Raw genomic sequence first — 24026 nt, 5'->3', positions numbered from 1 at the left:
AAGTTCGGGATATGATGCTCTCAAAGTTGACTATTTGGACGTGTTGGGCGGTATTTGCGGGGAGTGGCTTTTACAAGGAGAGGTGTTTGCGTACAACAGCCATAAGAATATACGGATAGGGGAATGGTAAAGATACCTAAGGATAAGGAGGGAAATTCATGGGATCAAGCACGGAACATTGCAATTTTGCCCCGCTGAAGCACAAGCTTGAGGAGCAGCTCGTCGAGATCGAACAGCAGATCCGGCAGATCATCGAGAAGCTGGATCAGGATCAAACCTGCCTGCTCAATGACCTGGATCTCGTCAGATCCAAATTCCTGGAGGCTGAAGCTCTTTCCTCCACCTATTATTTGAACTGTTTCCTCTATCCTTTTACGAAAAAATACAAAGAAATTGCGACCTCGATCTATCATTTAAGCCAGAAGAAGATGGGCGCGCTGATCGTGATTCAACGAGAAGATGTGCTGGAGCCTTTTATCACCCCAGGAATTCCGTTGTCTGCCGAGATCACGAGCCCGCTGCTCGAGTCCATCTTCATTCAAGGCAGCCCGCTTCATGACGGGGCCGTCCTTGTTCGGCAGGATATGATTCTCTCGGCAGCCAATGTATTGCCGCTAACTGGCCGTACCTACGGAGAACGGAAGCTGGGCACCCGGCATCGGGCGGCCATCGGTTTGACTGAATTGTGCGACGCCCTCGTGCTGGTCGTCTCGGAGGAAACCGGCAAAACCTCTTTTTGCATGCAGGGAACGTTGTATCCATTGTCGATTCCTATCCCCTAATCATGAACCTAGTTTCCACAAACGCAAAAAACCGCCCTTTGAAGGAATGGAAGCGAAGAGCGACCATTTCTCAAAGGAACGGTTTCGATCACCAATACTTGCTTAAGCGAATGTATATGTCCAGAAGCGCTCGGTCCCGAAGCGCTGCTCGATTTCCTTCGTCTTCAGCTGCTTCTTGCCAAGCAGCTCCGCTGCCTGGAACTGCGAGCGATGAGCCTGGATCGAGTTCATCTTCTGTACAATAAACATGGATACGTCATGAATAACGTCCGGCTTGCCGAGCTCCTCCTCACAATTCTTGGAGAATGCCAGACAGTGTACGGCCGGTCTCTCTTCCGCCGGCATCCGCTGAATGGTGCGTGTTACGGCTGCGCCGGTTGCATCATGGTCCGGGTGTACGCTGTAACCGGGATAGAACGTGAAGACAAGCGAAGGCTTGATTTCCTCTAGCAAGGATGCAATCACTCCATCCAGCTTATCTTGATCCTCGAACTCGATCGTTTTATCATGGAAGCCCATCAGCCGCAAATCCTGGATACCGATGGCCTTGCAGGATTCCTCCAGCTCGGCTTTACGAATGCTCGGCAATGTAATGCGGTTGGCGAACGGCGGAATGCCCATATTGCGGCCCATCTCCCCGAGTGTCAGACAAGCGTAAGTCACATGCGCGCCTTCAACGATATATTTAGCCAGCGTCCCGGATAAGCCGAACGCTTCATCATCCGGATGCGGCAGGATTACCAGTATGTTTTGCCCCATTCTCCTCAACTCCTCTCTGTATTTAAAAAGGCTCCCGACTAAGCTGCAGTGCGACGACCAGCTTCCCTTGACTGTCATGGCCGGCCATGATCAGCCGCTTCGTATCGGATTGCTCGAAATGCGTAAGCCCTTCGGTGTAAACCCAGCCATGGCTCATCTTCAATCCGACCCGGTAAGGACCGTTCCCAGATATAGAGCCGTGCTCGTACCGGATCAGTGCATTCGTGATGAAATTCGCTGCAGGATGCTTCGAGCTGTCATAATGAGCCGCATAAGCACCTGTCGTCATTTCAAGATGAATATATAAATCCTGATTCTTCAATGTATCGATCATTCGCTGTACTTCAGCCGGATTTATGAGTTCCATAGTTCCCTCCTGTATTCAATAGATCGTCTCAAATCTCGTAAGGCGTATGGTCCATTCTACCATATTCCTGCACGGGGGCGAAACAAGCAAGGTGTGATACAATCACTGCGGTCGCGCTTAAACTCAGGCATATTGGCTTTCCGCTCTTGCAATGCCTGATGCCCCTCATTTAAGTATCATGATTCGCGGCGTGATTGTCAACGAACCACAGTTTAGCGATACTGCTCTTAGCGGTGATGACGCCCTTCAATCATGGAGAATAGATAATGGGTACAATCCTTTCAAATAGCAAATCCTCCCTAACAGCCTACCGGATGGCCAGAGGCACCTTCTTCAAGAAATGGTCCATGAGCAGCGGCAGCGAGATCAGAATCGGCGGATCATCCAATCTAGGAACGTGCAAGGTTACTTCTAACGGCGGAACCTTGGTATAAGGTGTCACGACAATCGGCTCCCTGGAACGGGTGCGCAGCGTTGTAGATTGGGTAAGAAGAACGTCCACAGGTTGCATGCCCCATGGAACGGAGGTTGCCATCAAGTAATACGTTCCGGGTTTAACATCCGTGAATCTGAAGGGACCCAGCGATGGCAGGAGCGTGCCGTACAGCGGAAGGCCTTCGGGTATGGGCTTTGCGAATAATCCGATCAGAATAACACCCTGAAACGGGGCATGAGCATGTACCGTGCCTTCAATGGTTGCGTTGGGATTTAACACAGGCATCGATTGCCGCCAGTCGCTCAGCTTTTGAAGCGCTAACAAACGCTCGTTCACCTCATCCCTGGAATTGCGAAAATTCGACGGAGATACCCCTACCCTTTCGGTAAAGCGGGTTGTAAAGGTGCCCAGGCTTTGTTGTCCGATCTCAAGCGCGATATCCCGGATGCTCAGATGTGTATGCAGCAGCAAATCCTTGGCCTTCTCAAGTCGGAGTGAGGATACATAATACAAAGGAGGAAGTCCGATGCGCTCCTTGAAGATCCGGGAGAAGTGATATGGGCTGTATCCAATGTAGTTGGCTAATAATGACAATGGTAACGGCTCGTAAATGTTCTTATGTATGTATGCGATGACTTCATCTATCTCGGCGTAACGCTCATTCATGAACGGCTGCACCTTCCTATTGATCAAGTTATGGGATATACAAAATGGTTCTTTCAATTACCCAACAGAACAATCGTTCGCATATGCTGAATGATACCATATTCATGCATATAATGGAAGAACTCCGTCAGATATTTCTTGTCCATATGAAGTGCCGAAAACCATGACGAAATGATCATTTACGAGATGTATGACCCGATTCACCCAAAGCCCAATGCAACAAAAAAGCCGCGCCTATGGCGCGACTTTCACTCATTCTAATCCAAATCCGGAATCTGGATTTCCACTTCTTTTTTGCTCTGGGAGGAGCGCAGAATCCCGTCCAGAATCGCCTGGTTGCGCAGAACCTGCTCCCCTGGAATCGGTGCGGGACCGCCTTCGCGGACCGCCCGGACGAAATCCTTGATTTTCTCCTCAAACACGTTAATCTGGTGGTTGATCAGCGGAATCGGACTTTCCGTATGATGCCCCTGGATGTCATGGAATACCGAGATCGAGCCTACCCTTCCGTCCCATACGCCGCTCCAAGGTCCCGTACCGGCCGGCGTAATCTTCATCCCCGCATCCGTTCCAAGGAACATGGTCGCGCCCAGCGTATCCATATGCATCGCCCAGGATGTCTTGAAATTCAGGACTAGATCCCCTTCGAAGCGCACCATTGCAACCCCGAAATCCTCGACATCGAACGATCCGGCCTCCGCATGGTATTTCGGATTTGTGCCGAAATGATTGGATGTATACGCCGATACGGTCAGCGGCTTCGGATATCCCATGGCATTCAATGCCATATCCAACGAGTAGCAGCCGATATCGGCCATCGCTCCCGCACCCGCGATTTCCTGGCGGATAAACGTACCGCCCGGCATGCCGCGCCGGCGTCCGCCGCCCGTCTCCACGTAGTAAACCTTGCCAAGCTCCCCGTTCTGGATCAGATCCCGGATGATCCCCATATTCGGGTCATACCGCGGCTGGAAGCCAACGTTCAGCATATTGCCCGTCCGCTTTGCGGTCTGTACCATCTCAATGGCTTCATCCAGCGTAACGGACATCGGCTTCTCCAGCATAACATGTTTGCCAGCGGTAAGCGCGTCGATCGTCGTGCGGTAATGCGCGACATTCGGTGTGCAGATGCTCACGCCGTCAAGCTCCAGATCCAGAAGTCTGCGGTGATCATCGAAACCGATCGCGCCTTGCAGCCCCCATCGCTCGATGAACTGATCCGCTCTGCCCGGCAGAATGTCCGCCACGGCTACAATCTGGACATCTTCAATTTGTTTATAATATTTGGCATGCTCTCCGGCGATCCCGCCGCTTCCGATGATGCCGATTCGAATGGTTTTCCCCATGTCTGATGTTCCCCCTACGATTTCACTTTCATCGTTCTATAAGTTGAAGGCGTGAAGCCATAACGTTTGCGGAAGACCGTATGCAGATAGCTTCCGCTGGAGAATCCTTCGTGCAATGCAATTTTGTCGATCGACCAATCCGTATCGAGCAGCCTCCTGCACACGGACTCAAGCCGGACATCCTCAAGGATTTCACTGAAGGAGCGCCCATCCGCCTGATCCTTGAATATTCGCTGCAGCTGCCTTGAACTGATATGCAGCTTCTCCGCAACATCATCCAGCACAACCTCGCCCGCCGAATTGGCATAAATATATTCCATGGCCAGCTGATAGCGGTACGCCTTCATGTCTCTTGACGGCAGCTCCGCCTCCGTCGGTTTCGAGGCATAAGCTCTTACCGTTCGGATCAGAATCTGAATAATGCAGTGCTTGATGGTCGTATAAAGCCCTGGATATTTCTCCTGGGAGGCTTGATACGCCTCCAGAAAATACGGCATGGCCCGATGGATATCCATCGTCGGCTTCAGCGGCAGCTCCTTCAGCTTCTCCATGCAGTCTTCCGCTTCGGCGATCTCCCACGGATCCGCAGCCGGCAGCGACCGATTCTCCTTATGCAATTCCTGCTCATCCACTTGCGTAATATCCACGTGAAGACAAAGCTCATCCATCGGCTCCACCGGGTCCGCTTCCTGATAATGCAGCACGTTTGGCCCTGTTAGATAGAACATGCCTTCTCGGAGCGAATAGGGCGTTTCTTCCATGATCACGGTTCCTTTACCGCGAGGAATGAAATGGAATTCAAATTCGGCGTGCTTGTGGAAGGATACGATCTTCCCCGGCGGGAACGTCGTCAGATGAAAACGCAGAACCCGGATTTCATACCGGCCCCAATAAATTTTCAAATCCAGCCGCTCCAAGGCATCCTGTCGTTCCTTCATGCTTTCATATGGAAAATGGGTGCTCATTGCAGGAAACTCACCTTACCCTTACGCTTACGCCTGCAGTTCATCCAATCGGACGGCGCGGCGTTCCTTCGCAGCGCGGTTGGAAGCCTCCATCAGCTTGGTAAGTTCTACGGCGTATTCGATGTTCTCGTCAGCATTTGTGCCGGTCTTAATATGTGTAACCCACTGTTCAAAAGCACTTTCGCGATTCGCAGGTACCGGAAGCTCTACCCAGCCTTCGCTATACTCCTCCTTCTTCGAGGAACGAATGAGCAATTTGCTATCCGGTGTGCCATACAGAATCGTACCGTCCGTACCATGAATTTCAATGGTGAATGGCGAGTAATTGTTCACGAATCCGGCCTCTACGATGCCCACGGCGCCCGATTCGGTCGACAAAGTGGCCACCGCATTATCTTCGACTTCCTTGCCCGTTACGTAACCGAAATTCGCCTGCACATCGACCGGCGCTTCACCAAGGAACAGCCGCGTCAAATACATCGGGTGGCAACCCAGATCAATCAGCGCACCGCCATGGCATTCGGACAGACTGAAGAAATGCTCGGGCAGCCAGCCTGCGGTCGCGCCGTTATGCGACAAACGCACCCGTACCAGCGTCACCTTACCAAGCAAGCCCTCCTCCAGAATTTTTCGAATCGCAAGCGTATAGCCATCGTTTAGTCTTGGCAGCGATACGGTCAGCTTCACGCCATGCTCCTTCACTGCCTCTAGAATTCCATTCACTTCGTGAAGCGTTGACGCAATGACCTTTTCCGTAAAAATATGCTTGCCGGCCTTCGCCGCCTTCACCATAACGTCACGGTGCATGGATGTCGGTGCATCCACAATAACGCCATCGATATCTTCCCGTGCCAGCATTTCATCCAATGATTCATAGAACGGAACGCCCTGCTGCTCTGCGGCTTTGCGGCCGCGTTCCGGATTTTCGTCCCAGACCGCAGCAATTTCCGTGCCCGGATGCTCCTGGGCTTGTTTCGTATAGTCCCAAGCGTGAACATGCCAATAACTGATTTTTCCGATTCTGATCATGATCGTCACCCCAGTATTAAATATTAAGACATCATGCACTTAATCTATCACAGGAAAATCCGGATTTACAGTGTAATATTACGACAATCAAGTTAGATATCACGACATGCATGAATAAAAAACTCCGTCTCAAACGGAGCCATCCGGGAATTTCCTTATATAGCTAATCGCTCGCGCAGGGATGTAATGTGGGCCGTATGATGCTTCCCGTGCCATGCATACATGCCGGTTGCATAATACAGGCTCATGGTTTTATGGGATTCGGGATGATAGAAGGTTCGATCGAAATCGCTCGGGGTCATGGCGTTTAGCACAGCCGTCCAGCGGGCATGCAGTCCTTCGATTAATGAAAGGGATACTTGAACATTGACAAGGGGCGCGTCCTGCATCATCGCCCACTTCTGCTCATCGTAGGGCTTAATCGTCGGATTGTCCTCCGTCAGCGCCAGCTTAAAACGGATGTAACTGTTCATATGACTATCGGCAAGATGGTGCACAACCTGTCTGATGGACCAGCCACCTTCGCGATATGGAAGGCCTAGCTGCTCCTCGCTTAAACCTTGCACGGCGGCCGAGAGCATTGAAGGCAGCTTCTCAATATCGCTTATCCAACTCTCCCGCTGCTCTGCTGTAGCGGTTCCTTCCCAAGCAAAAGGCCCGATCGGGTATCTCAAGTCCATGGTCTCTCACTCCTGTTCAATATTTAATGTTGCATGGTTGCTCTTTCAGTCGAGGCACATGTGGATTGCCTAGTTGTACGAGATATCGTACAACTCTGATCGAAGTCTACCGTTTTACATATTCGTTCATATCGTTTCAATCTCCTCCCATCAAAAAATGGAACGAAACGAAATCAAAGAACGCTGCCTTTGAACCCAACCGCATCGCTTTAAATGTAAAGCCCCTGGTACCAGAACCAGGGGCTTTTCCGAAATATCGAATTACATGGAGCGGAGAATATCGTCGATTTCCTTCATTTGCGATTCAGACAGTGGCCCTTGTCCGATCGCGCCTGTCAAATCTTCCACCTGGCTAGTCGTCTTGAATCCCGGGATCGGTATGGCCGCCGGGCTGCGCCCCCAAATCCAAGCAAGCGCCCCTTGGACCAAGGTGCGGCCTCCGCTCGTTAAAATTTCCCTTATGGCCTCCAGCTTGGACAGGAAGGACGGTACCGCCTTCCCTTCATGGAAATAAGTCACCCACTCATGACCGCTTCCTCTTACATCTGAGATCGGAAGCTTGGAGTCAGCCGTAAACTTTCCGCTTAACAGCCCCATGGCCAGCGGCGAGTTATTGATGCTCGCCAGCCCGTAGCGTTCACATACCGAGATCATCTCCGGGTCGTCCCTTAGCACGTTCAACGGATGCTGAATAGCAGTGGCCACGGATTGCTGAGCGAAACCCTCCGCTTGCGCGGCATCCCAGGTGCTCCAGCCGTAGCTGCGGATCAAGCCCTCTTGCTGCAGCCCATTCAACGTATCGGTGACCGATTCCAATTCCTCTGTGCTCAAAGAGCCGACGTGTATCTGGTAAAGATCAATATAATCGGTCCCGAGCCGTCTCAGGGACCGCTGGCATGCATCCCGAACGTATGCAGGGGAGACGTCGTGTCTTGAAAACACTTCTTTGGTTGCCTCGTTGTTGGTGAACCCAAACTTTGTAGCGAGGACGGCCTCCTGACGCCTTCCCTTCACGGCACGCCCCAGCACTTCTTCACTATGTCCCGTGCCGTAAGCGTCCGCTGTATCAAAGAAGGTTACCCCTCTTTCCATCGCCGCGTGAATAGCCTTTATCGATTCTTGATCATCGACCTGCCCCCATCCATCCGGAAGACCATCCAGCGTAAAATGTCCCCCGATCGCCCAGCAGCCTAAACCGAGCGGGCTTACGGGAATGCCCGATCTGCCTAAAGTGTGATTCATGCACATTTTCCTCCCTTTTCGGATTGGTATGGCTTCATTATAATAAGGAAAATGGTTGATCATTAGATCCAATTCGGATGTGTTTAGAGGAACCAATAAGGAGCTGAATCACAATGTACGGCATCTATATCGACCGAAACTCCTCCCTACCCGTAACCCGGCAGCTATGTCATCAACTGCGTGAAAGGATCGAATCCGGCCAGCTGGCCGCCGGCACTAGACTGCTCCCGACCCGGGTACTGGCCAAGGAGTGGGGAATTGCACGCAATGTCGTGATTGAGGTGTATGAGCAGCTGACCGCCGAAGGCTATTTAGACTGCCGCGTCGGTTCTGGCACTTACGTCGCCGGCGGAATTATGCCGAATGCGGCAGCCCGGGTACATCAAGTCCCGGCGAAGATGGAACCCGCCATAACATCGCCAGCATCTCCTGATCGGACCATCATCGATTTTGCAACCGGCATCCCCGATCTAGCACGGTTCCCCGGAAAGAGTTGGGCCAAATATTTAAAGGAAGCGGCGGAATCGAGCCCTCATGATTATAATTACGGCGATGTAAAAGGAAGCCCGTCCCTTCGCCTTGCCCTGCGTGACTACCTATTCCGTTCCAAAGGCATCAGCTGCTCTGCGGATCAGTTGTTTATCGTTTCCGGCGCCTCCGAAGGATTCCTTCTATTGGCCAAAGCCTTATCCGCTCAGTTCAATTCCATATACATAGAGGATCCGACCATCGATATTACTCGTGATATTTTTCGCATGATGAATTATTCACTGGTTCCGGTTCAAGTGGACTCCAACGGCATGCAGGTTGATGCGATACGAACGTTCCTGCCCGGACATTTACTGCTGCTGACACCGTCACATCAATTCCCTTCCGGCAGTCTGATGCCGATTCAGCGGAGGCATCAAGCCATTCGCATGGTGGAGGAGGCGGATGCCTATGTGATCGAGGACGACTATGACAGTGAATTTCGGCTCAAAGGCATTCCGGTTCCTCCGTTGCAAACACTCTCGCCTTCAAGGGTGATCTATGTCGGCACCTTCAGTAAGACCTTGTCTCCGAGCCTTCGCATCGGATTTCTGATCGTGCCCCCGAGTTTGATCGATACCATTACCATGACGAAGGACAGGCTCAATCTGCATACCCCTGCCGTGATTCAGAAAGCGCTGGCTGCATTCATACAGGACGGCCAGCTGGAACGCCATATCCATACCGTGAAGAAGGTGTACAAAAAGCGGCGAAACTTGCTGACGGAACGGCTCGCACAGATCTTCGGAGACCGGATCTCCATAACGGGGGATGAAGCCGGCATGCATCTTCAGGTCCTGTTTCATCATGAAAGGCATATTGAGCTGCCATGGAACGATACGAGCGCTTTCGGCTTCCGGGTGGAACGCTCTGATGATTACAGGATAGCGGATCGAAACCCTGAGGGTGGCATCGTGCTTGGATACGGCAACCTGACTTCGGAGCAGATTACGAAAGGAGTATGCCGAATACACAGGTTCGTCTCAGCTTTTGATGACTCTATGTAAATTTAAAATCGCCATATCTATCATTTGAACGCAGCTCAAGAATCGCCCCACTCAAAAAAACGGTTCGCTTGCCGATTAAGCAAACGAGCCGTTTCTCCATCAAGTTCCCGGACATCTATCTTACATTCTTTTATCCGCGCTACTGAACCGTTTCTATCCGTTTAAAGTTTCGCAGCGTTCGCAAGGCGTTCAGCGTCAGGATTCCCTTCCACTCTTCCTTCGCCAACGGCCACACCTCATCGTATTGGTACCACGTCCAATTCGGCTCCCACGCCCCGTCCTCCCCTTGCGTCTCCACAAGCAAATCCAGTTCTAAGGGCAGCATATTTTTATACTTCTTATAATAAGGCGAATTAGGGGAATCCATGATGCTGAGCGCTGTCGCACCGTATCCTTCGCGTTCCGCGGTATCGCTGCTGATACAGTTGTCCAGATAACGTTCTAACAGCTCCTGAATTTCAAGGGCTTGCTCCTCCGGCAGTCGCTCCTTGAAACGCAAATAGCAGAATAACTCATGCATCTCCGTCAGATCGCAGGCTTCCCGCAAATAATCCAATGCATAGCGGATGACCGAATCCAGCGGACCAAACGGGCACAACGCCCGATAGTCCATGAAATAAGCAGCGATATCTGCATTCGGGTTGCCCCAATGGTCAGCAAAAGCCCCGTACTTCCACCAAATGGCCCTCGGCGATTGCTCGGCCTCTTTCGGGATGATATCCCACCCGAACCGTTCCGGAATATACGTACGTTCAAGATAACCCAGCGTCCGGATAACCATTTCTTCGCCCTCGCCAGTACCATCCAGCCGAAGCAGCTCCAGCGCCCGGGTTGTGGCAAGCGCAGATGATTCTTTGCAGCGAAGATCGGGCTCAAGCCCATGACCAAATCCGCCGTCATCATTTTGATACCGGCTGAGCTCTTCAAGCACTTCGGAAAAGCTCCCGCCTTCGAATTCATATCGATATAGGGCGGCTTCAAGCGCTCTGGCTTGAGTCAGCATGTACTGTTTCGCCCGGTCCGTTTGCTCGTGTGACAGCAGCTTCATGACGGTTCCAACTCCTCATAAAAAGTGATTCTATTGCCGAAGGGGTCGGTTACGCACACCTCTTTGCTGTTCCAAGGTGCCGTCTCAACGGCAGGTCGTGCATATGGATAGTTCTTCGAGTGGAGCTCCGCGTGATATTGCTCGATCTCCGTCATTTCAATGCGAACAGCCGACCCGGGCGTACAGTCCCCATGATGCTTGGTCAAGTGAATGGAAACCTCTCCCTTGGTTACCTGCATATACAGCGGAGCTCCATCTTCAAAACGATGCTCCCAATCAATCTGAAAGCCAAGATAATGAACATAAAATTCCTTGGCCTTGTCCACATCAAATATTCGAAATAATGGAATAATGCCCAGCATGGGATGGTCCCTCCTAATTCTAATAATCGTTATTATGCTTATTTGCTCCATTCGTCCGATCTCAAGCTCAACTAAGCGGTTTTAATCGCATCCGCCCAATTCGCATCGGGGTTGAGATATTGAAATCACTTCAATTCTCATAACGGCCCCCTTCTAACTTCCGTTCACCAAAACTACTGAAAAAACCCAGCTCAAGAAGATCCTTTCTTTCAGCTGGGTTTGTATTTCATGGATGTATACCTTCGATTATACAATGGGGAAGGTCGCTATGGAATCCTTGTTTAGTTCATCCGCATTATCTGCAAGGGAGACCGAATGAAGTAAACGGTACCCTATTCCCCAATTTTGCGAACCTGCTTGATTTTTTCACCTTCGGCAAGCTTTTGCGCCCGCGCGCGCTTTACACGACTCCATACCAGCAGAATCAACAACGAACACCCTAGGCAGATGAAGATGACCTTCAAATAGTGTTCAACCAGGTTCAGAATAACCTGCCACTGCTCCCCGAAGATAAAGCCGATACTGAAAAAGCCGATGACCCACGAAGCAATGCCCAAGTAACCGTACAGGCAGACCGTCCGGAACGGGACACGGATCATCCCGATAAAGTACCCGATAAATTGCCTGACGCCGGGAATGAAAAAGCTAATGAGCAATAGCTTATTGCCGTATTTGTCGTAGTAGGCCTGCGTCTTCTCTACCAGGGACGGCTTCAGAAACAACCACTTCCCGTATCGCTCGATGAGCGGCATGCCCAGCTTGTAGCCCAGCACATACGTAATGGTTAGGCCGATGGCTGCGCCGCAGAAGGCAAACAGGAGTGCCGGAGCAAAGCTGATGACTTCCTTGTACGCCAGGAAGCCGGTATACGTCAGTGTGCTGTTACCCGGAGGAATCGGAAGCGCAATAAAATCAAGGGGCAGCCCGATCAGAAGCACCATATATCCATATTGTTCAAATAATCGTTCAACGACTTCGAATAAATTCATCGGTCTGCTCCTTCATCTTTTAACGAAAGCTGTCTGCGTATTGCCCCTCGTAATCTTGCAGGTAGGCTTCTCTAGACATTAATCCATAAGCACGGGGATCGAGCTCATGCAGCCAGTTCCGCTGTGCGGAATGGCTTTGCAATACCGTCATTAATGCTGATAACACGGAAAGCGCGGAATCTTTATGACCGTATCGCGCAGCGCTGCGTTTCATCTCTGCCAGAATGGACGCATGATGCAGCATGTGGAGAAGCCGGTCCATAAGCTCTCCCTCGTCCGCCTGCTGGGCAACCCCGATCCCGACCAAATAATCCGCATTATCCTGTTCTTGACCCGGAACCGGCTTGAAGAGCAGCATCGGCAATTCCATCGTTAGCGCTTCGGATATCGTGAGTCCGCCCGGCTTTGTTATCATGAGATCGGCAATGGCCATTAATTCGTGCATTCGGTTTACATACCCCATGACCATAACCTGCGGGTGATCCGCAAATTCTTCCTGCAGCGATTGATACAGCTTATCATTGCGTCCGCATACGACGATAAACCGGACATGCTCGGGATATGCCCGCGATTGAAGCAGCTTCACGATCTCGCTGTCGATCATACCTTCGCCGCCTCCCATCATGAGGACGACTTGCTCAGACGGGCTCAGCCGGTAGCTCTCGCGAACCCGATCACGATTCACCGGCTGCGTATACAGCGGATGGACCGGTATGCCCGTGACCGATATTTTCTCGCCGGCTATCCCTTTACGCTGCAAGGCCTCCTTGACCTTACCCGATCCCACCATATAGTGATCGGTATGCTCATGGATCCAATAGCTGTGATCCGTATGATCGGTAATCACCGTGACGACAGGTACATCGGTGAGGCCCATCGATTTCAGCAGCGACATGCCTGCAGCCGCAGGCGGAAACGTGCTGATCACAACGGACGGTTTCTGATCTTCTAGCAAACTGCCCAGCTTTTGCAGGCTGAACGTGCTCAAACGCTTTAGGAGCTGGATGAGGGTGTTTTCCTCTCTCGTCTTTTGAAACAAATAACCGTACAACGATGGAAAGTGCTTTACCCATTGAATAAAAAAGTATTGGCCTGCCACATGCAAACGTGGATGCGTCAGCTCCATATAATCAATGACTTTAACGCTTAGATGCGGGGAGTTTCTCTTGGCTGACTCCACAATGGCCCTGGCTGCCTGGTTATGGCCTTCGCCCAGACTGCCGGTTAATATTAAAATTTGGTGCTCATTCATGGATTTCATCGATACGACTCCTTATCAGACGTTAAGATATTCCTACAGCATTCATTAGGTACACGACCAGCCAGCCGGTTCCGAATCCAATAGCGCCGCCCGCCAAGCAATCCGTCGGGTAATGATACCCCCAATAAATTCTGGAAAGTCCGACCAATGCGGCCAGAGCAAGCAACAAACAGGTGTACAGCGGGGACACGAGAAACAATACCGGTGTGATGACCGCAAAAATACCTGAGGTATGTCCCGATGGAAACGAATAGTCCTTGAGCGGGAAGTTCCCGACCTTCACTTGCTCCAAAGCCCGGAACGGCCGGTTTCTCCGCACTCCTTTTTTGATCAATACGACAATAATGTGACTGACGAGCAGTGCGATTGCGCTTTGGTACGCCGATACATCCCACGCCTCGTAAGCAAACCAGGCGATCAGCAGTGCGCTGGCGATGGTCGAAATGGCACCGCCCAGATGTGTGATTCCGCCGAACAACCGGTCAAATATCCGGCTGCTGATCGATTGGTTGCACCATACGAACAATTGATGATCCCATCGTTGAACGCGTTCCAGCATATTAGTTCCCACCTGCCGATACTTGATCTTGATGCGTTGCTTCTGTTTCTGCCGGAGCTTGAAGCTCCTCCGCCTGCTTCTTCTTTCGTTTCTTCACGGTATGAATCGTAAACCAAATGCCCCCGATGAGTGCGCCGGCAACCAGCAGAATGATGGTCAGCACATGATCAACCATATGCTCGGCGGCTCTGCCGTATATATAGAACAATACGCCAACCGTGTAAAATTTGAACGCCCGCCCGATCGCGGCATAGCTGAGGAGCTTCCACAACGGGTAATTCATGCAGCCCGACAAAATCGTAAAGATTTTGAATGGGATGGGTGTGAATGCGCCGACAAGGATCGCGGCCTCTCCGTGCTTCTTAAACAAGCTTGTTGCCGAATCATACCATTTCTTCTTGAGCATCTTACTCAGAACAAGCTGCCCGGAAGCTTTGCCGATGCCGTAACCGATCGGCGTTCCGAGAATACATCCGACAAATCCGATGCTTGCCAGCCAAATCGCCCGCTCCGGGGTTAGGACGCTCAAAGATAATTGCGAAAATAACGCGGGGATCGGAAAAATAATGGCATCGATCATCGCGTGAATAAATAAGCCGATATCGCCTAAGTTACGTAAAAACTCCATTCAACACGTGCTCCTCTGCATGGTTACTTGTGTTACAGCCGGGTAATATGAGTTCGCTTAAATTCGCGGGCACTCCGAATGATCGAGGCAATACTTCCTGACCACGCCTCTGTCCTGTTCAAGTTAATGAAAGGATACCATGAACGAGTGGCGATAGCTTCCGTCTCCAGACGATAATCATCCTAGACTTAGGTCTAGCTATTAGTAGCTGCTATTATATTAACGAGAACCACCCCGGATAAGTTGGTCCCATTCAACCAAGCCTCAAAAAATAAAGCCCAGCCCTTACAAGGACCGAGCTGTTACGACCTAACTCTTCAGCTGGCATATTGCGCTCACTTCTGCAATTGAGCGGACTACATAATCTGCGGCGGATAGATCCTGGTTACCCGAATTTGGATTAACGAAACCGATACACTGCATGCCGGCTGCTTTGGCCGCAGCAATGCCATGGCGCGCATCCTCCAGCACCATGCAGGAAGCAGGCTCCGCGCCAAGCAATTCAGCTGCCTTCAAATATACATCAGGCGCAGGCTTGCCTCTGTCGACCTCTTCCCCGCTTACGATACAGTTAAAGGCATCCAGCAGACCGAATTTGTCCAGCACCGCTTGGATAAAGACAGGGGGCGATGAGGATGCGATCCCAACGGGGATGCCGCTGGCTTTCAAATCCGCGAGCAGCTCGCGAATTCCGTCAATCGGTTCCATTTCGCGGGCGGTCAATATTTTAATTTTATTGGATAATTGATAATCGATGATTTCGGATACCGTCCGCTGCAGCTGATATTCTTCCCGGATCAGCTTCCACATTTCGGGATTGGTCATCCCTACATATTTCTCGAGCTGCTCCTGCGTGATAGCAGCCCCAAAATCCTTCATAACCTGAATGTCCACTTCGAAATGAAGCGGCTCGCTGTCAATAATGACACCATCCATATCAAAAATAAAAGCCTGAATCATACATGCTCCTCCTTTGAACGATTTCGGTTCAGCTCCCGAATCTTTTCCCTATTCTGAGAGCGTCTTTGCACCCTATGATATTTAACGATTTCCATCTGCTGTATGAGCGTTAGAGCGAGCAATGTAATCATTACACCTGCAGCAAAGATCAGCGTGCCCCATCCATCCATTGTAAATAATAGAATGAGGATCAGCTCCACAACGATGAAGATTCCTGCGCCTATAGCCAAGTTTTTCACAGCTCCGTCAAATCCCGCTTCATCTGAATCGTAATCATCGCGGCATCTCCATTGAGCGTGGTAATGTTTACTTCATACGGCTTGAACCCCTGTTTGTGATAAAAGACCAGCCCCCGCGTGTTGGTATTATGGCAGCTGAGATGCAGGCTGTTCACCCCGTATTTCGTTTTCGCCAATCGCATCATTGTTTGAAGCAGCTCTTTCGAAGCGCCTTTCCCCCGATGGTCCGGGGCAACGATGACATTGCCGAGCCATGCTGAACCGTCCTTCACATCATAGAAGTTCGCGTAAGCGACTGGCCGATCAGTGGAGGCCTCAACGATAACCGTAGGCTCTAACCGATTCTCGAGCAGGTCCATCACTTGCTGCGGCGTCAAAGGAAAGCCGGACCTCGGACTCATGTAAAAAAGCTCCTCCGGCGTTTGCGGAAAGCCGCATATCAACTCGAGATCCAGTTCATTTAGCGGCCTGTATGTATACAAAATTGAACACTCCTTTACGTTCGGATGCCAAAGCGAGCACAACATACACACATCCATCCCCCATCATTGGTCCCGATGGCATGGCATGGTCAACCTCGGCTGACTTGAAATAAAGACCCGGCTTAGACAGCTTATCTAAGACCAGGTCTTCAGGTTAGCTTCTCCCATGATTATACAACCGATCGGCCGATAGAGTAACCCCTTGGCGATCAAGCCTTGGACTTGCTTCCATACTCTACATGCAAAAAGCCGCATAGCCGGGTAAAGGTTTATCATTCAACATGTTTCGCCCGATACCAATAAGTGTATATTTCCCGGTAGCGCAGCCGGTCGTATAGCCGGTTAGCCGGCAGATTCGCTTGCACGACTTGGAGATAGCTGCTGGTCGCCCCTTGTGCTCTCGCCCATTGAAGAATATGTAATAAAATCTGTGTGCCATAGCCGCGCTTTCTAAACGCAGGTGCGGTTGCAATATCAAATATCCCCACAACGTTCTCCTCTAGAGCACCGATTCCGCAGGCCGCCGGCCTGCCTTGATCATATAAGGAAAAGAAGCCGTAAGGAACGGAAGAGCGGCTGAACAGCTGCTGCTTGATGTCCCTGTTTTTTGCCGTGAGCCCCGTAATCTCCGTCAGATCATCAAGCCATTCTTTGTTCAACTGTTCATAGACGGACACATCCCGATATGTCGGGGCCGGCACGTTGTCCAGACAATCCAGCACTTTGAGACTCGTGGGGTCGAGAACGGAGTAACCTTGGTCATCCAGAATCGAATCGAGTTCAGGGGGATTGAACGGCGTAACTTTAAATACAACGTCAAGACCCTCTCTTGCATATATGCGTTCACAATATTGAATCTGTTCATACAGATCAACCGACGGCTCCGTGTAGAGCGCGCTGACCGAGTTGGAACGCTTCGTGAAGCCGGCCGCTAACCGGAGCAGCCAGCCGTTACGGACGATCGTTTGGAATGCGGGCCAGGCATTCAATGTCATTTCCTCAATCCGCTTATCATCCATATCTACCACCCCACCTTCATAGAATAGGATTAAAATACACTATATTGTATATTCATGCAACACTTAAACAAGCATGATATGTTACGAAATTTCCTTTATGAAACACTGTCTCCATAAATATTGCAGCTATCTTTATGAAAAAAAAGTAACCATCTATTTTAGATGGTTACTGACGTTCCTTTATTTTTTAATCTTGCAGATTACTCCGGATTCGGTATGAAGTCTCCGCCTCGGCATCGCTTCAAATAATGAAGCGCATGAACCTGTCCGGTCATTTCAAGCTCCCCGTTATATACGGGATCGTGCCAGCCTTCAATATCGATCGTTCCCTGATAGTTGCCCTGCCGCAAAATCGTGATGATATCGGTCCAGTCGGTGTCGCCGAATCCGGGCGTACGGTGCCATACATAAGGCTTCGGCCCGTGAATGCCATATTCCCTCACGATATCCCAAGCAATCGTTGCATCCTTGCCATGGACGTTGAATACTTTATCCACCCATTTCCGCAGCTGCGGAATCGGATCGATCAAAGACACCATCTGATGGCAGGGCTCCCACTGCAGGCCGATATGGTCCGACGGGATGGCGTTGAACATCATCTCCCACGCCGTCGGGTTATGGGCAATATTCCAATCCCCCGTCTCCCATGTCCCGCCCATGTCACAGTTCTCGAATGCAATGCGGACGCCTTGATCTGCCGCTCTTTTGGACAGCTCGCCGAACACCTTCGCATATTGCGGGATCGAGGCGTCGATGGATTCGCCCGTCAATCGTCCGGTAAAACCGGAAACGATGTCGGTGCCGAACAGATGGGCATGATCGATCAGACGCTCCCAGCTCGCCAAGGTATCGGCATTACTGCCTTCCCCGGTCAGCGGATTGCCGAAAATCCCGAGCGTCGACACGATAAAACCATGTTCAGCTTGCAGTTCGCGGACCCGCTTGGTCGTCTCCACAAGATCGGTATCGCCTGTCGTCTGCCAGAAGGTAAGGCCGAACGATTCAAAGCCGTGGGGCGCGATCTGAGGGATGACCCGTACAGCGTCCCCGCCGCCAACCAGCGTTCCGATGCGCAATAATTTCGTCATGTTGATTTACCACTCCCATTTGACGTTTAGTATGCGTTTGCAAGTTCAGTATAACTGGGTTTCCCTGCCTTTTCTCGTCTTATCTTGTGCTTTCCTAGTTCAATATTGCGGGAGTTTCTTGTCTCGATCCCCAGCCTGGTCATCGGATTCCATGGTATAGCGGGATGTCTCGAAGAAAGACCATTCATTTACCGATCCACTGCCGTCTCTTTGCTAAAGAACGTATAAGAACGTCCAGTCTCGCCCACAAACACTACGGGTTCGAAGCCGGGAGCCTCCAATCGGCAAGGGCCTGAAGCTGCGCAAGTGACGACGGCTTCCGTAACCTTGCCCTCTGCCCAAACGAAGTCGACGGTATAACCTCCCCTGGCTCGCAGCCCCTTCACGCTCCCCTCGCTCCAGCAATCGGGCACTGCGGGAAGGAGCCGGATTGCCCCGTCATGGCTTTGCAGCAGCATCTCGGCGATGCCTGCCGTACCGCCAAAATTACCGTCGATTTGAAATGGCGGATGATCATCGAACAGATTAGGCAGTGTGGAGTGGTCCAAGAGCGCCCTCACATTCTCGTAAGCTGTGGCTCCGTCCTGCAGACGTGCCCAGAAGTTAATGATCCATGCACGGCTCCAGCCGGTGTGCCCCCCGCCGCTGGCAAGCCTGCGTTCCAATGTCGTCTTGGCGGCCTCAGCCAAATCCGGCGTTCGCTCCACGCTAAAGCGTTCGCCCGGGTAAAGGGCAAACAGATGGGAGATGTGACGGTGTCCCGGCTCCACCTCTTCGTAATCCTCCATCCACTCCTGGATTTGGCCGTATTTACCGATTTGCGGTTGGGGCAGCCGCTTCAGCGTGCCCGTGAGTTCATCGCGGAACGCCTCATCCCGTCCGATGATTTCCGAAGCCCGAATGCAGGCATCAAACAGCGCTTCGATGATCTGAAAATCCATCGCTGCTCCGACGCAGAGCACCCCCGTCTCGCCGTTTGGCAGCTTATACCGGTTCTCCGGTGAGACGGAAGGGCAAGTCACCAGCCGTCCTTCGGCGTCTTCGATCAAATAATCCAGCAGAAACAACGCCGCTTCCTTCATTGTCTCATACACCCGCGCCAGAAAATATCGGTCCTGACCGAACCGGTAATGCTCCCACAAATGCAGGCACAGCCAGGCAGCGCCCATCGGCCAGAAAGAAGCCGGAAGATACGTATCCTGCGGCGCCGTGTCCGCCCAAATATCCGTATTGTGATGGGCGGTGAAGCCCCGGCAGCCGTACATGACATGTGCTGTCACCCGACCGGGCTCGCGCATCCGTTCGATCAGCTCGAACAACGGCTCATGGCATTCGGCCAGATTGCAATTTTCTGCATGCCAATAATTCATCTGTGCATTGATATTAATCGTGAATTTACTATCCCACGGCGGGGTGAAGCTGTCGTTCCAGATGCCTTGAAGATTCGCGGGCAAAGAGCCCGGGCGGCTGGAAGCAATGAGCAGGTATCGGCCGAATTGAAAATAAGTCGCGATCAGGCCGTGATCCTCTCCTCCTTGTTGAAACTGCATCAACCGTTCGTCGGTCGGCAGCACGGTTTTGTCCGGGCTCTCGGGCAGCTTCAGATCGACCCGTCCGTACAGCTCGCGGTAATCGGCGACATGCCGGGCTAGCAGCTCAGCATATGGAACCCGGCTCAGCATCTCCAGCCGCCGTTTGCCATCAAGCTCCGGATCGGGATGGCGGAACGTTGTTCCGGCAGTGATCAGCAGCGTCACCGAGCTTGCGCCATCCACCAGCAAATACTCCCCAAGGGTACGGCAGACGCCGCCATCCGGAACCGCTTTCAGGACGGCGCTAAACGAGCTGCCTCCTTCGCCGCCGCAATCCCCGCGCATGGCAAGCCCGCTTTCCTTCCATTTGTCCGTCTTCTCCAGGTATCTCCAGTTTCGGCGATTGAACCGGGCTTTTAACGAGACTGCCCCCTGTTTGTCGGCGGATATCCGGATGACGATCGCCTGATCCGGATAGCTGGCAAATAGCTCGCGCGTATACCTGATCTCGCCGATCCGATAGCTGACCCGGGATATGCCGTTCTCCAAATCAAGCTCCCGCACGTAGTCGACGGCAGGAAGCTCGTGATGGCTAAACGACAACAGCAGATCGCCGAGCGGCATATAGTGCCGCTGCGCTTCGGGCAGCCCCGCCATCGTCATCGCTGCCAGCTCCTCGGCCTCCCGCAGCCTTCCCTCCATAATCAGCTTTCGAATCTCGGGCAAATGAGGCAGCGCGTCTTCGTTGTTGCGGTCGCGGGGGCCACCATACCATACGGAATCCTCGTTGAGCTGCAGCTTCTCCTCAGCCGTGCCGCCGAAAATCATCGCCCCCAGCCGGCCGTTTCCGATCGGCAGCGCCTCGTTCCATTCGGCCGCCGGTTTCCTATACCACAAGCGATGCTTCTGTTCCTTGCTAACCAAGCTTGTCATGGCTTCTCCTCCAATCCGCTTTATAAATTGCACTAGTTCAGCTCCATCACATGTCGAAAGGCAAATCGCCAAGGTAAAGCACCGGAAAATCGGGCGTAATCCATCCATTTAATCGTTACGGTCGATTTTTCAATAATGCTGATGGGCTTCAATGCGCACCCAAGCCACCTTCATTCCAACTTATTGTAACGATCCGATATAAGAATAAAAATTGCCTAATCCCGCATATTTGTACCTTATTTTGATATCACGGCCCCATATCAATGATCACTTATAACGAAAAAGCCCGCAGCGCGAGCTTTCCGTCCTTCCATCGCAATGCTGACCTCAAAAGCGCCGCGGGCACGCAAGCCTTGCCTCGAACCGCATTGGTTTCGACTCGTCTGAAGTGCCGTTCACAATTGGACATTCGCTTCGACAGTCCCGCGTCCTGAGCACAGAATCATGCCCCAAAGAATCCGAGCTTATCGCGCCGCGGTCTACTTCGATATCGTCGATGAATCGTAGGCAGCCTGCATGATTTCAAGATAACGCTGCATGTTCAAGCCCTCCAGCCCTTTCACGTAATCATCCCAATCTTTATCCAGACTCTTGGCGCCGGTAATGAACAGCAGAGCGTTCTGGTCGACATAGTCTTTGATGTTGGTCTGCATCATGCTGGCTTCATCGGCGACCAACGGGTCGACCCATAGCGCCCAGTGCGGGAATATTTCTTTCGGCTCCTTGCCTTCCATCAATAACGTTGCCTCGTAAAGACGGCGTTCGTAACCATCGTTAGCGTAAATATCCGTGCCCTGAACCTCGGCATCGCGGTATGCCCGGTGGTGATTATATTGGGTTAGTGCCCCCCAGCTGTCATTGCGGGGCTGCTCCCCGGATTCAAGCGGGATCGATTTATAGAGCGGCTCCACTTTGTCGTTCAGCGCGATTTCTCCAACCTGCGGCTTGCGCCAGCTCTTGCCTTCTTCACCGAGATAGGAGAGCATTGCCCCTTCTTGCGTATAGAAATAATCCAGCATTTTAATGGCGGCGATCTGCGCCTCTTTGCTCGCTTTATTCGTCAGAACGAAGGATGCGCCCGGATCGATCGGATAGTTGAACGTTGCATAATTGGCGTGTGGTCCTTGCAGAGGCGGAAGCGGGTTGTAGTCCTTGCTGTAGGGTGCATCTTCTCCTGTGGTTAAAAACAGGGCGGGATGCATGCCTGCTCCGGCACCCAAAAGCTGTGCGTCGGCGTTATCCCCGATTTTTTTGTATGCGCCTGCATTTTGTGTAAACGCCCCCGGGTCAATGAGTCCGCCGTCATACAGCGATTTGATGTAGGCCAGCGCTTCCCGCCATTCCGGTTTGTTCGCCGCGGTGTCGACCTTGCCCTCCTTCATGATGAGATACGTCCTGTCGTCGTTGTAAATAAAGCCGTTCATGAGATAAGGAATCACGTGAACGCCGAAATTTTCGACGGATCCGCTGAGCGGCACTTCGTCCGCCTTGCCGTTTCCGTTCGGATCCTGCGTCTTGAAGGCTTCAAGGACCGCTTTGAATTCTTCCGGCGTCGTCGGCTGCGCAAGTCCGAGCTGATCAAGCCACTTCGTATTGATCCACATTTTATTCGGGTATGAGCAGTGGAAGCATTCGTTTAAGCCGGTCAATCCGTAAATCTTGCCGTCAGGAGCAGTGTTCATGGCCTTATAATATTCGTTGTTCTCCAGCACTTCCTTAATGTGGGGAGCATGCTCCTCGATCAGGTCGTTTAGCGGAACGATCACCCCCTGCTGCCCGAACTTCAGCAAGTCCGTCTGCGAGAAACGGTCCACCCAAGGAATAAGCATATACAAATCCGGATAGTCGCCGGACGCAAGCGAAATTTGGCGTTTTTCGGCCGCGCCGTCGAACGGAACGGTTGTCCAGTTGAACTTGATGCCGAATTGCTCTTCCATTTTTTTCGTAAACTTATTGGTTTTCAGATCCACATCCGAGCTTTGATGGGCAAATACGTTGATCGTAACCTTCTCACCGGAATCCTGTAAGCCTCCTTCCGTCCCTTCGCTTCCTTCGTTGTCGTTTCCGCCGGAGCATCCGGCAAGCACCAAACTAAGCATCAGTATGAGAACAAGCAGACGGGTTCCCGTTTTTCTCAAATCAATCTCCCCCTCATGAATTGGTTATCAATATAACGGGCGATGCCCGGGATCAGCCCTTCACGGAGCCAATCAGCATGCCTTGTACGAAATAGCGCTGCACAAACGGATAGATCACCAGCACCGGGAGGCTTGCCACCACAATGAGCGAGTATTTCATCAGCTCGGCCATTTGCTGCTGCTTAACCATCTCCCCGGCGTCCATATTGCCCGTTCCGCTGCCCAAGATGAGAATGCTGCGGAGTATGAGCTGAAGCGGATAGAGCGATTGCGATTTCAAATAGATCAAGGCATCGAAGTAGGCGTTCCACTGCCCCACCGCGTACATGAGTGAGAGCACGGCGATAATCGGTTTGGCAAGCGGAAGAACGACGCTGAAAATGTAGCGGATGTCGCTGCACCCGTCGATGTCTGCCGCCTCGGAAAGCTCATCCGGGATCGAGGTCTGAAAGAAGGTTCTGGCGATAATGACCTGCCATACCCACACGGCGTTCGGAATGAGCAGCGCCCAGCGGGTATCGATCATGCCCATCGATTTGACGACCAGATAGGTCGGGATCAAACCGCCGGAGAACAGCATGGTGAATGTAATGAAAACCATAAGCGGCGTGCGGCCGAAAAATGACTTTTTCGATAACGGGTATGCGACCATGATGGTCAGGGATACGCTGATAAACGTACCAGCAACGGTATAAAACAGCGAATTGGCATAACCCGTCAGCACCTGGCCGTTTCGGAACACCGCTTCATACCCCGCCAGCGATACGTCGACCGGCCACAGCCACACCTTGCCTGCAGAGACGGCGCTTGGACTGCTCAGGGACGAGCTTACGATGTAAATAAGCGGATACAGGACGGCAATTAGAACCAAGATCAGCAAGATATAGGTCACGCTCAGAAAAATGCGGTCCCCCAGCGACTCCTTGATCTTGATCCTCGTGCTCCGGCGGCTTCCTTGATGGGTTTGCAATGTGTTCATGT

The 24026-nt window shown here is 51.9% G+C and carries 23 protein-coding genes; 2 read left to right on the top strand and 21 right to left on the bottom strand.

The features are described 5' to 3' along the window. Positions 1-158 precede the first annotated feature (158 nt). A complete protein-coding gene (gene cdaS / locus MKX76_RS05980; RefSeq protein WP_007130143.1) occupies positions 159-782 on the top strand; it encodes a sporulation-specific diadenylate cyclase CdaS in 624 nt (207 codons plus the stop codon). A gap of 102 nt (positions 783-884) precedes the next feature. Here cdaS and bshB2 read toward each other — a convergent pair whose 3' ends face one another. The 8 genes from bshB2 to MKX76_RS05940 all read right to left on the bottom strand — a co-directional run bounded on the left by bshB2 (position 885) and on the right by MKX76_RS05940 (position 8272). After that, positions 885-1541, bottom strand: a complete 657-nt coding sequence (bshB2, locus tag MKX76_RS05975) for a bacillithiol biosynthesis deacetylase BshB2 (RefSeq protein ID WP_007130144.1) — start codon at positions 1539-1541, stop codon at positions 885-887. A gap of 22 nt (positions 1542-1563) precedes the next feature. After that, positions 1564-1908: a YojF family protein gene (locus MKX76_RS05970; protein WP_341033221.1), complete on the bottom strand. Its 345-nt coding sequence runs from the start codon at positions 1906-1908 to the stop codon at positions 1564-1566. A gap of 307 nt (positions 1909-2215) precedes the next feature. After that, positions 2216-3010, bottom strand: a complete 795-nt coding sequence (locus tag MKX76_RS05965) for a helix-turn-helix domain-containing protein (RefSeq protein WP_028406560.1) — start codon at positions 3008-3010, stop codon at positions 2216-2218. Between the two features lie 257 nt (positions 3011-3267). Further along, positions 3268-4356 (bottom strand): Gfo/Idh/MocA family protein, encoded by a 1089-nt coding sequence (locus MKX76_RS05960; protein ID WP_028404917.1) that lies wholly within the window; start codon positions 4354-4356, stop codon positions 3268-3270. Between the two features lie 14 nt (positions 4357-4370). Continuing rightward, on the bottom strand, positions 4371-5321 hold the full coding sequence (locus MKX76_RS05955; RefSeq protein ID WP_007130148.1) for an AraC family transcriptional regulator: 951 nt from the start codon (positions 5319-5321) through the stop codon (positions 4371-4373). A 27-nt stretch (positions 5322-5348) separates the two neighbouring features. Next, a complete protein-coding gene (locus MKX76_RS05950) occupies positions 5349-6350 on the bottom strand; it encodes a Gfo/Idh/MocA family protein (protein ID WP_341033220.1) in 1002 nt (333 codons plus the stop codon). Between the two features lie 155 nt (positions 6351-6505). Beyond that, complete coding sequence (locus MKX76_RS05945; protein WP_341033219.1) at positions 6506-7030, bottom strand: YfiT family bacillithiol transferase; 525 nt, start codon at positions 7028-7030, stop codon at positions 6506-6508. 261 nt (positions 7031-7291) lie between these two features. Continuing rightward, on the bottom strand, positions 7292-8272 hold the full coding sequence (locus MKX76_RS05940; RefSeq protein WP_341033218.1) for an aldo/keto reductase: 981 nt from the start codon (positions 8270-8272) through the stop codon (positions 7292-7294). A gap of 113 nt (positions 8273-8385) precedes the next feature. Between MKX76_RS05940 and pdxR the strand changes: the two genes are divergently transcribed. Continuing rightward, the gene (gene pdxR, locus MKX76_RS05935; protein WP_341033217.1) at positions 8386-9807 is read left to right on the top strand and encodes a MocR-like pyridoxine biosynthesis transcription factor PdxR; all 1422 of its coding nucleotides are present in this window, start codon (positions 8386-8388) and stop codon (positions 9805-9807) included. Between the two features lie 139 nt (positions 9808-9946). On the opposite strand, the gene MKX76_RS05930 is transcribed toward pdxR, so the two are convergent. The 13 genes from MKX76_RS05930 to MKX76_RS05870 all read right to left on the bottom strand — a co-directional run bounded on the left by MKX76_RS05930 (position 9947) and on the right by MKX76_RS05870 (position 24024). After that, positions 9947-10855: a hypothetical protein gene (locus tag MKX76_RS05930; RefSeq protein WP_007130153.1), complete on the bottom strand. Its 909-nt coding sequence runs from the start codon at positions 10853-10855 to the stop codon at positions 9947-9949. After that, positions 10852-11217 carry a glyoxalase superfamily protein gene (locus MKX76_RS05925; RefSeq protein ID WP_341033216.1) on the bottom strand — a complete coding sequence of 122 codons (366 nt, stop codon included), beginning with the start codon at positions 11215-11217 and terminating at the stop codon, positions 10852-10854. The genes MKX76_RS05930 and MKX76_RS05925 overlap by 4 nt, the downstream gene beginning before the upstream one ends. 332 nt (positions 11218-11549) lie before the next feature. Then, positions 11550-12206: a DedA family protein gene (locus MKX76_RS05920; RefSeq protein WP_007130155.1), complete on the bottom strand. Its 657-nt coding sequence runs from the start codon at positions 12204-12206 to the stop codon at positions 11550-11552. A gap of 19 nt (positions 12207-12225) precedes the next feature. Next, positions 12226-13467 carry an MGDG synthase family glycosyltransferase gene (locus MKX76_RS05915; protein WP_341033215.1) on the bottom strand — a complete coding sequence of 414 codons (1242 nt, stop codon included), beginning with the start codon at positions 13465-13467 and terminating at the stop codon, positions 12226-12228. Between the two features lie 22 nt (positions 13468-13489). Further along, positions 13490-14026 (bottom strand): phosphatase PAP2 family protein, encoded by a 537-nt coding sequence (locus MKX76_RS05910; RefSeq protein WP_341033214.1) that lies wholly within the window; start codon positions 14024-14026, stop codon positions 13490-13492. Position 14027: 1 nt separating this feature from the next. Beyond that, entirely contained in the window at positions 14028-14654 is a 627-nt protein-coding gene (locus MKX76_RS05905; protein WP_341033213.1) for a YqaA family protein, read from the bottom strand. Positions 14655-14963: 309 nt separating this feature from the next. Next, a complete protein-coding gene (locus MKX76_RS05900; RefSeq protein WP_028404910.1) occupies positions 14964-15614 on the bottom strand; it encodes an HAD family hydrolase in 651 nt (216 codons plus the stop codon). A gap of 235 nt (positions 15615-15849) precedes the next feature. Beyond that, the gene (locus MKX76_RS05895) at positions 15850-16335 is read right to left on the bottom strand and encodes a GNAT family N-acetyltransferase (protein ID WP_007130161.1); all 486 of its coding nucleotides are present in this window, start codon (positions 16333-16335) and stop codon (positions 15850-15852) included. A 272-nt stretch (positions 16336-16607) separates the two neighbouring features. Next, positions 16608-17354 carry a GNAT family N-acetyltransferase gene (locus MKX76_RS05890; RefSeq protein WP_341033212.1) on the bottom strand — a complete coding sequence of 249 codons (747 nt, stop codon included), beginning with the start codon at positions 17352-17354 and terminating at the stop codon, positions 16608-16610. A 200-nt stretch (positions 17355-17554) separates the two neighbouring features. After that, positions 17555-18442, bottom strand: coding sequence for a sugar phosphate isomerase/epimerase family protein (locus MKX76_RS05885; RefSeq protein WP_341033211.1), 888 nt, complete (start codon positions 18440-18442; stop codon positions 17555-17557). 188 nt (positions 18443-18630) lie between these two features. After that, the gene (locus tag MKX76_RS05880) at positions 18631-20907 is read right to left on the bottom strand and encodes a glycoside hydrolase family 95 protein (protein WP_341033210.1); all 2277 of its coding nucleotides are present in this window, start codon (positions 20905-20907) and stop codon (positions 18631-18633) included. Positions 20908-21386: 479 nt separating this feature from the next. Beyond that, a complete protein-coding gene (locus MKX76_RS05875; protein ID WP_341033209.1) occupies positions 21387-23045 on the bottom strand; it encodes an ABC transporter substrate-binding protein in 1659 nt (552 codons plus the stop codon). A 52-nt stretch (positions 23046-23097) separates the two neighbouring features. Beyond that, complete coding sequence (locus tag MKX76_RS05870; protein WP_213615437.1) at positions 23098-24024, bottom strand: carbohydrate ABC transporter permease; 927 nt, start codon at positions 24022-24024, stop codon at positions 23098-23100. Positions 24025-24026: the final 2 nt, after the last annotated feature.

Origin of the sequence: Paenibacillus sp. FSL R5-0810 (genome assembly GCF_038002285.1) — a bacterium.
Taxonomy (GTDB): domain Bacteria; phylum Bacillota; class Bacilli; order Paenibacillales; family Paenibacillaceae; genus Paenibacillus_AQ; species Paenibacillus_AQ lactis.
The sequence above is the reverse complement of the archived record's forward strand: the minus strand, read 5'-3'. Positions and strand labels throughout refer to the sequence as shown.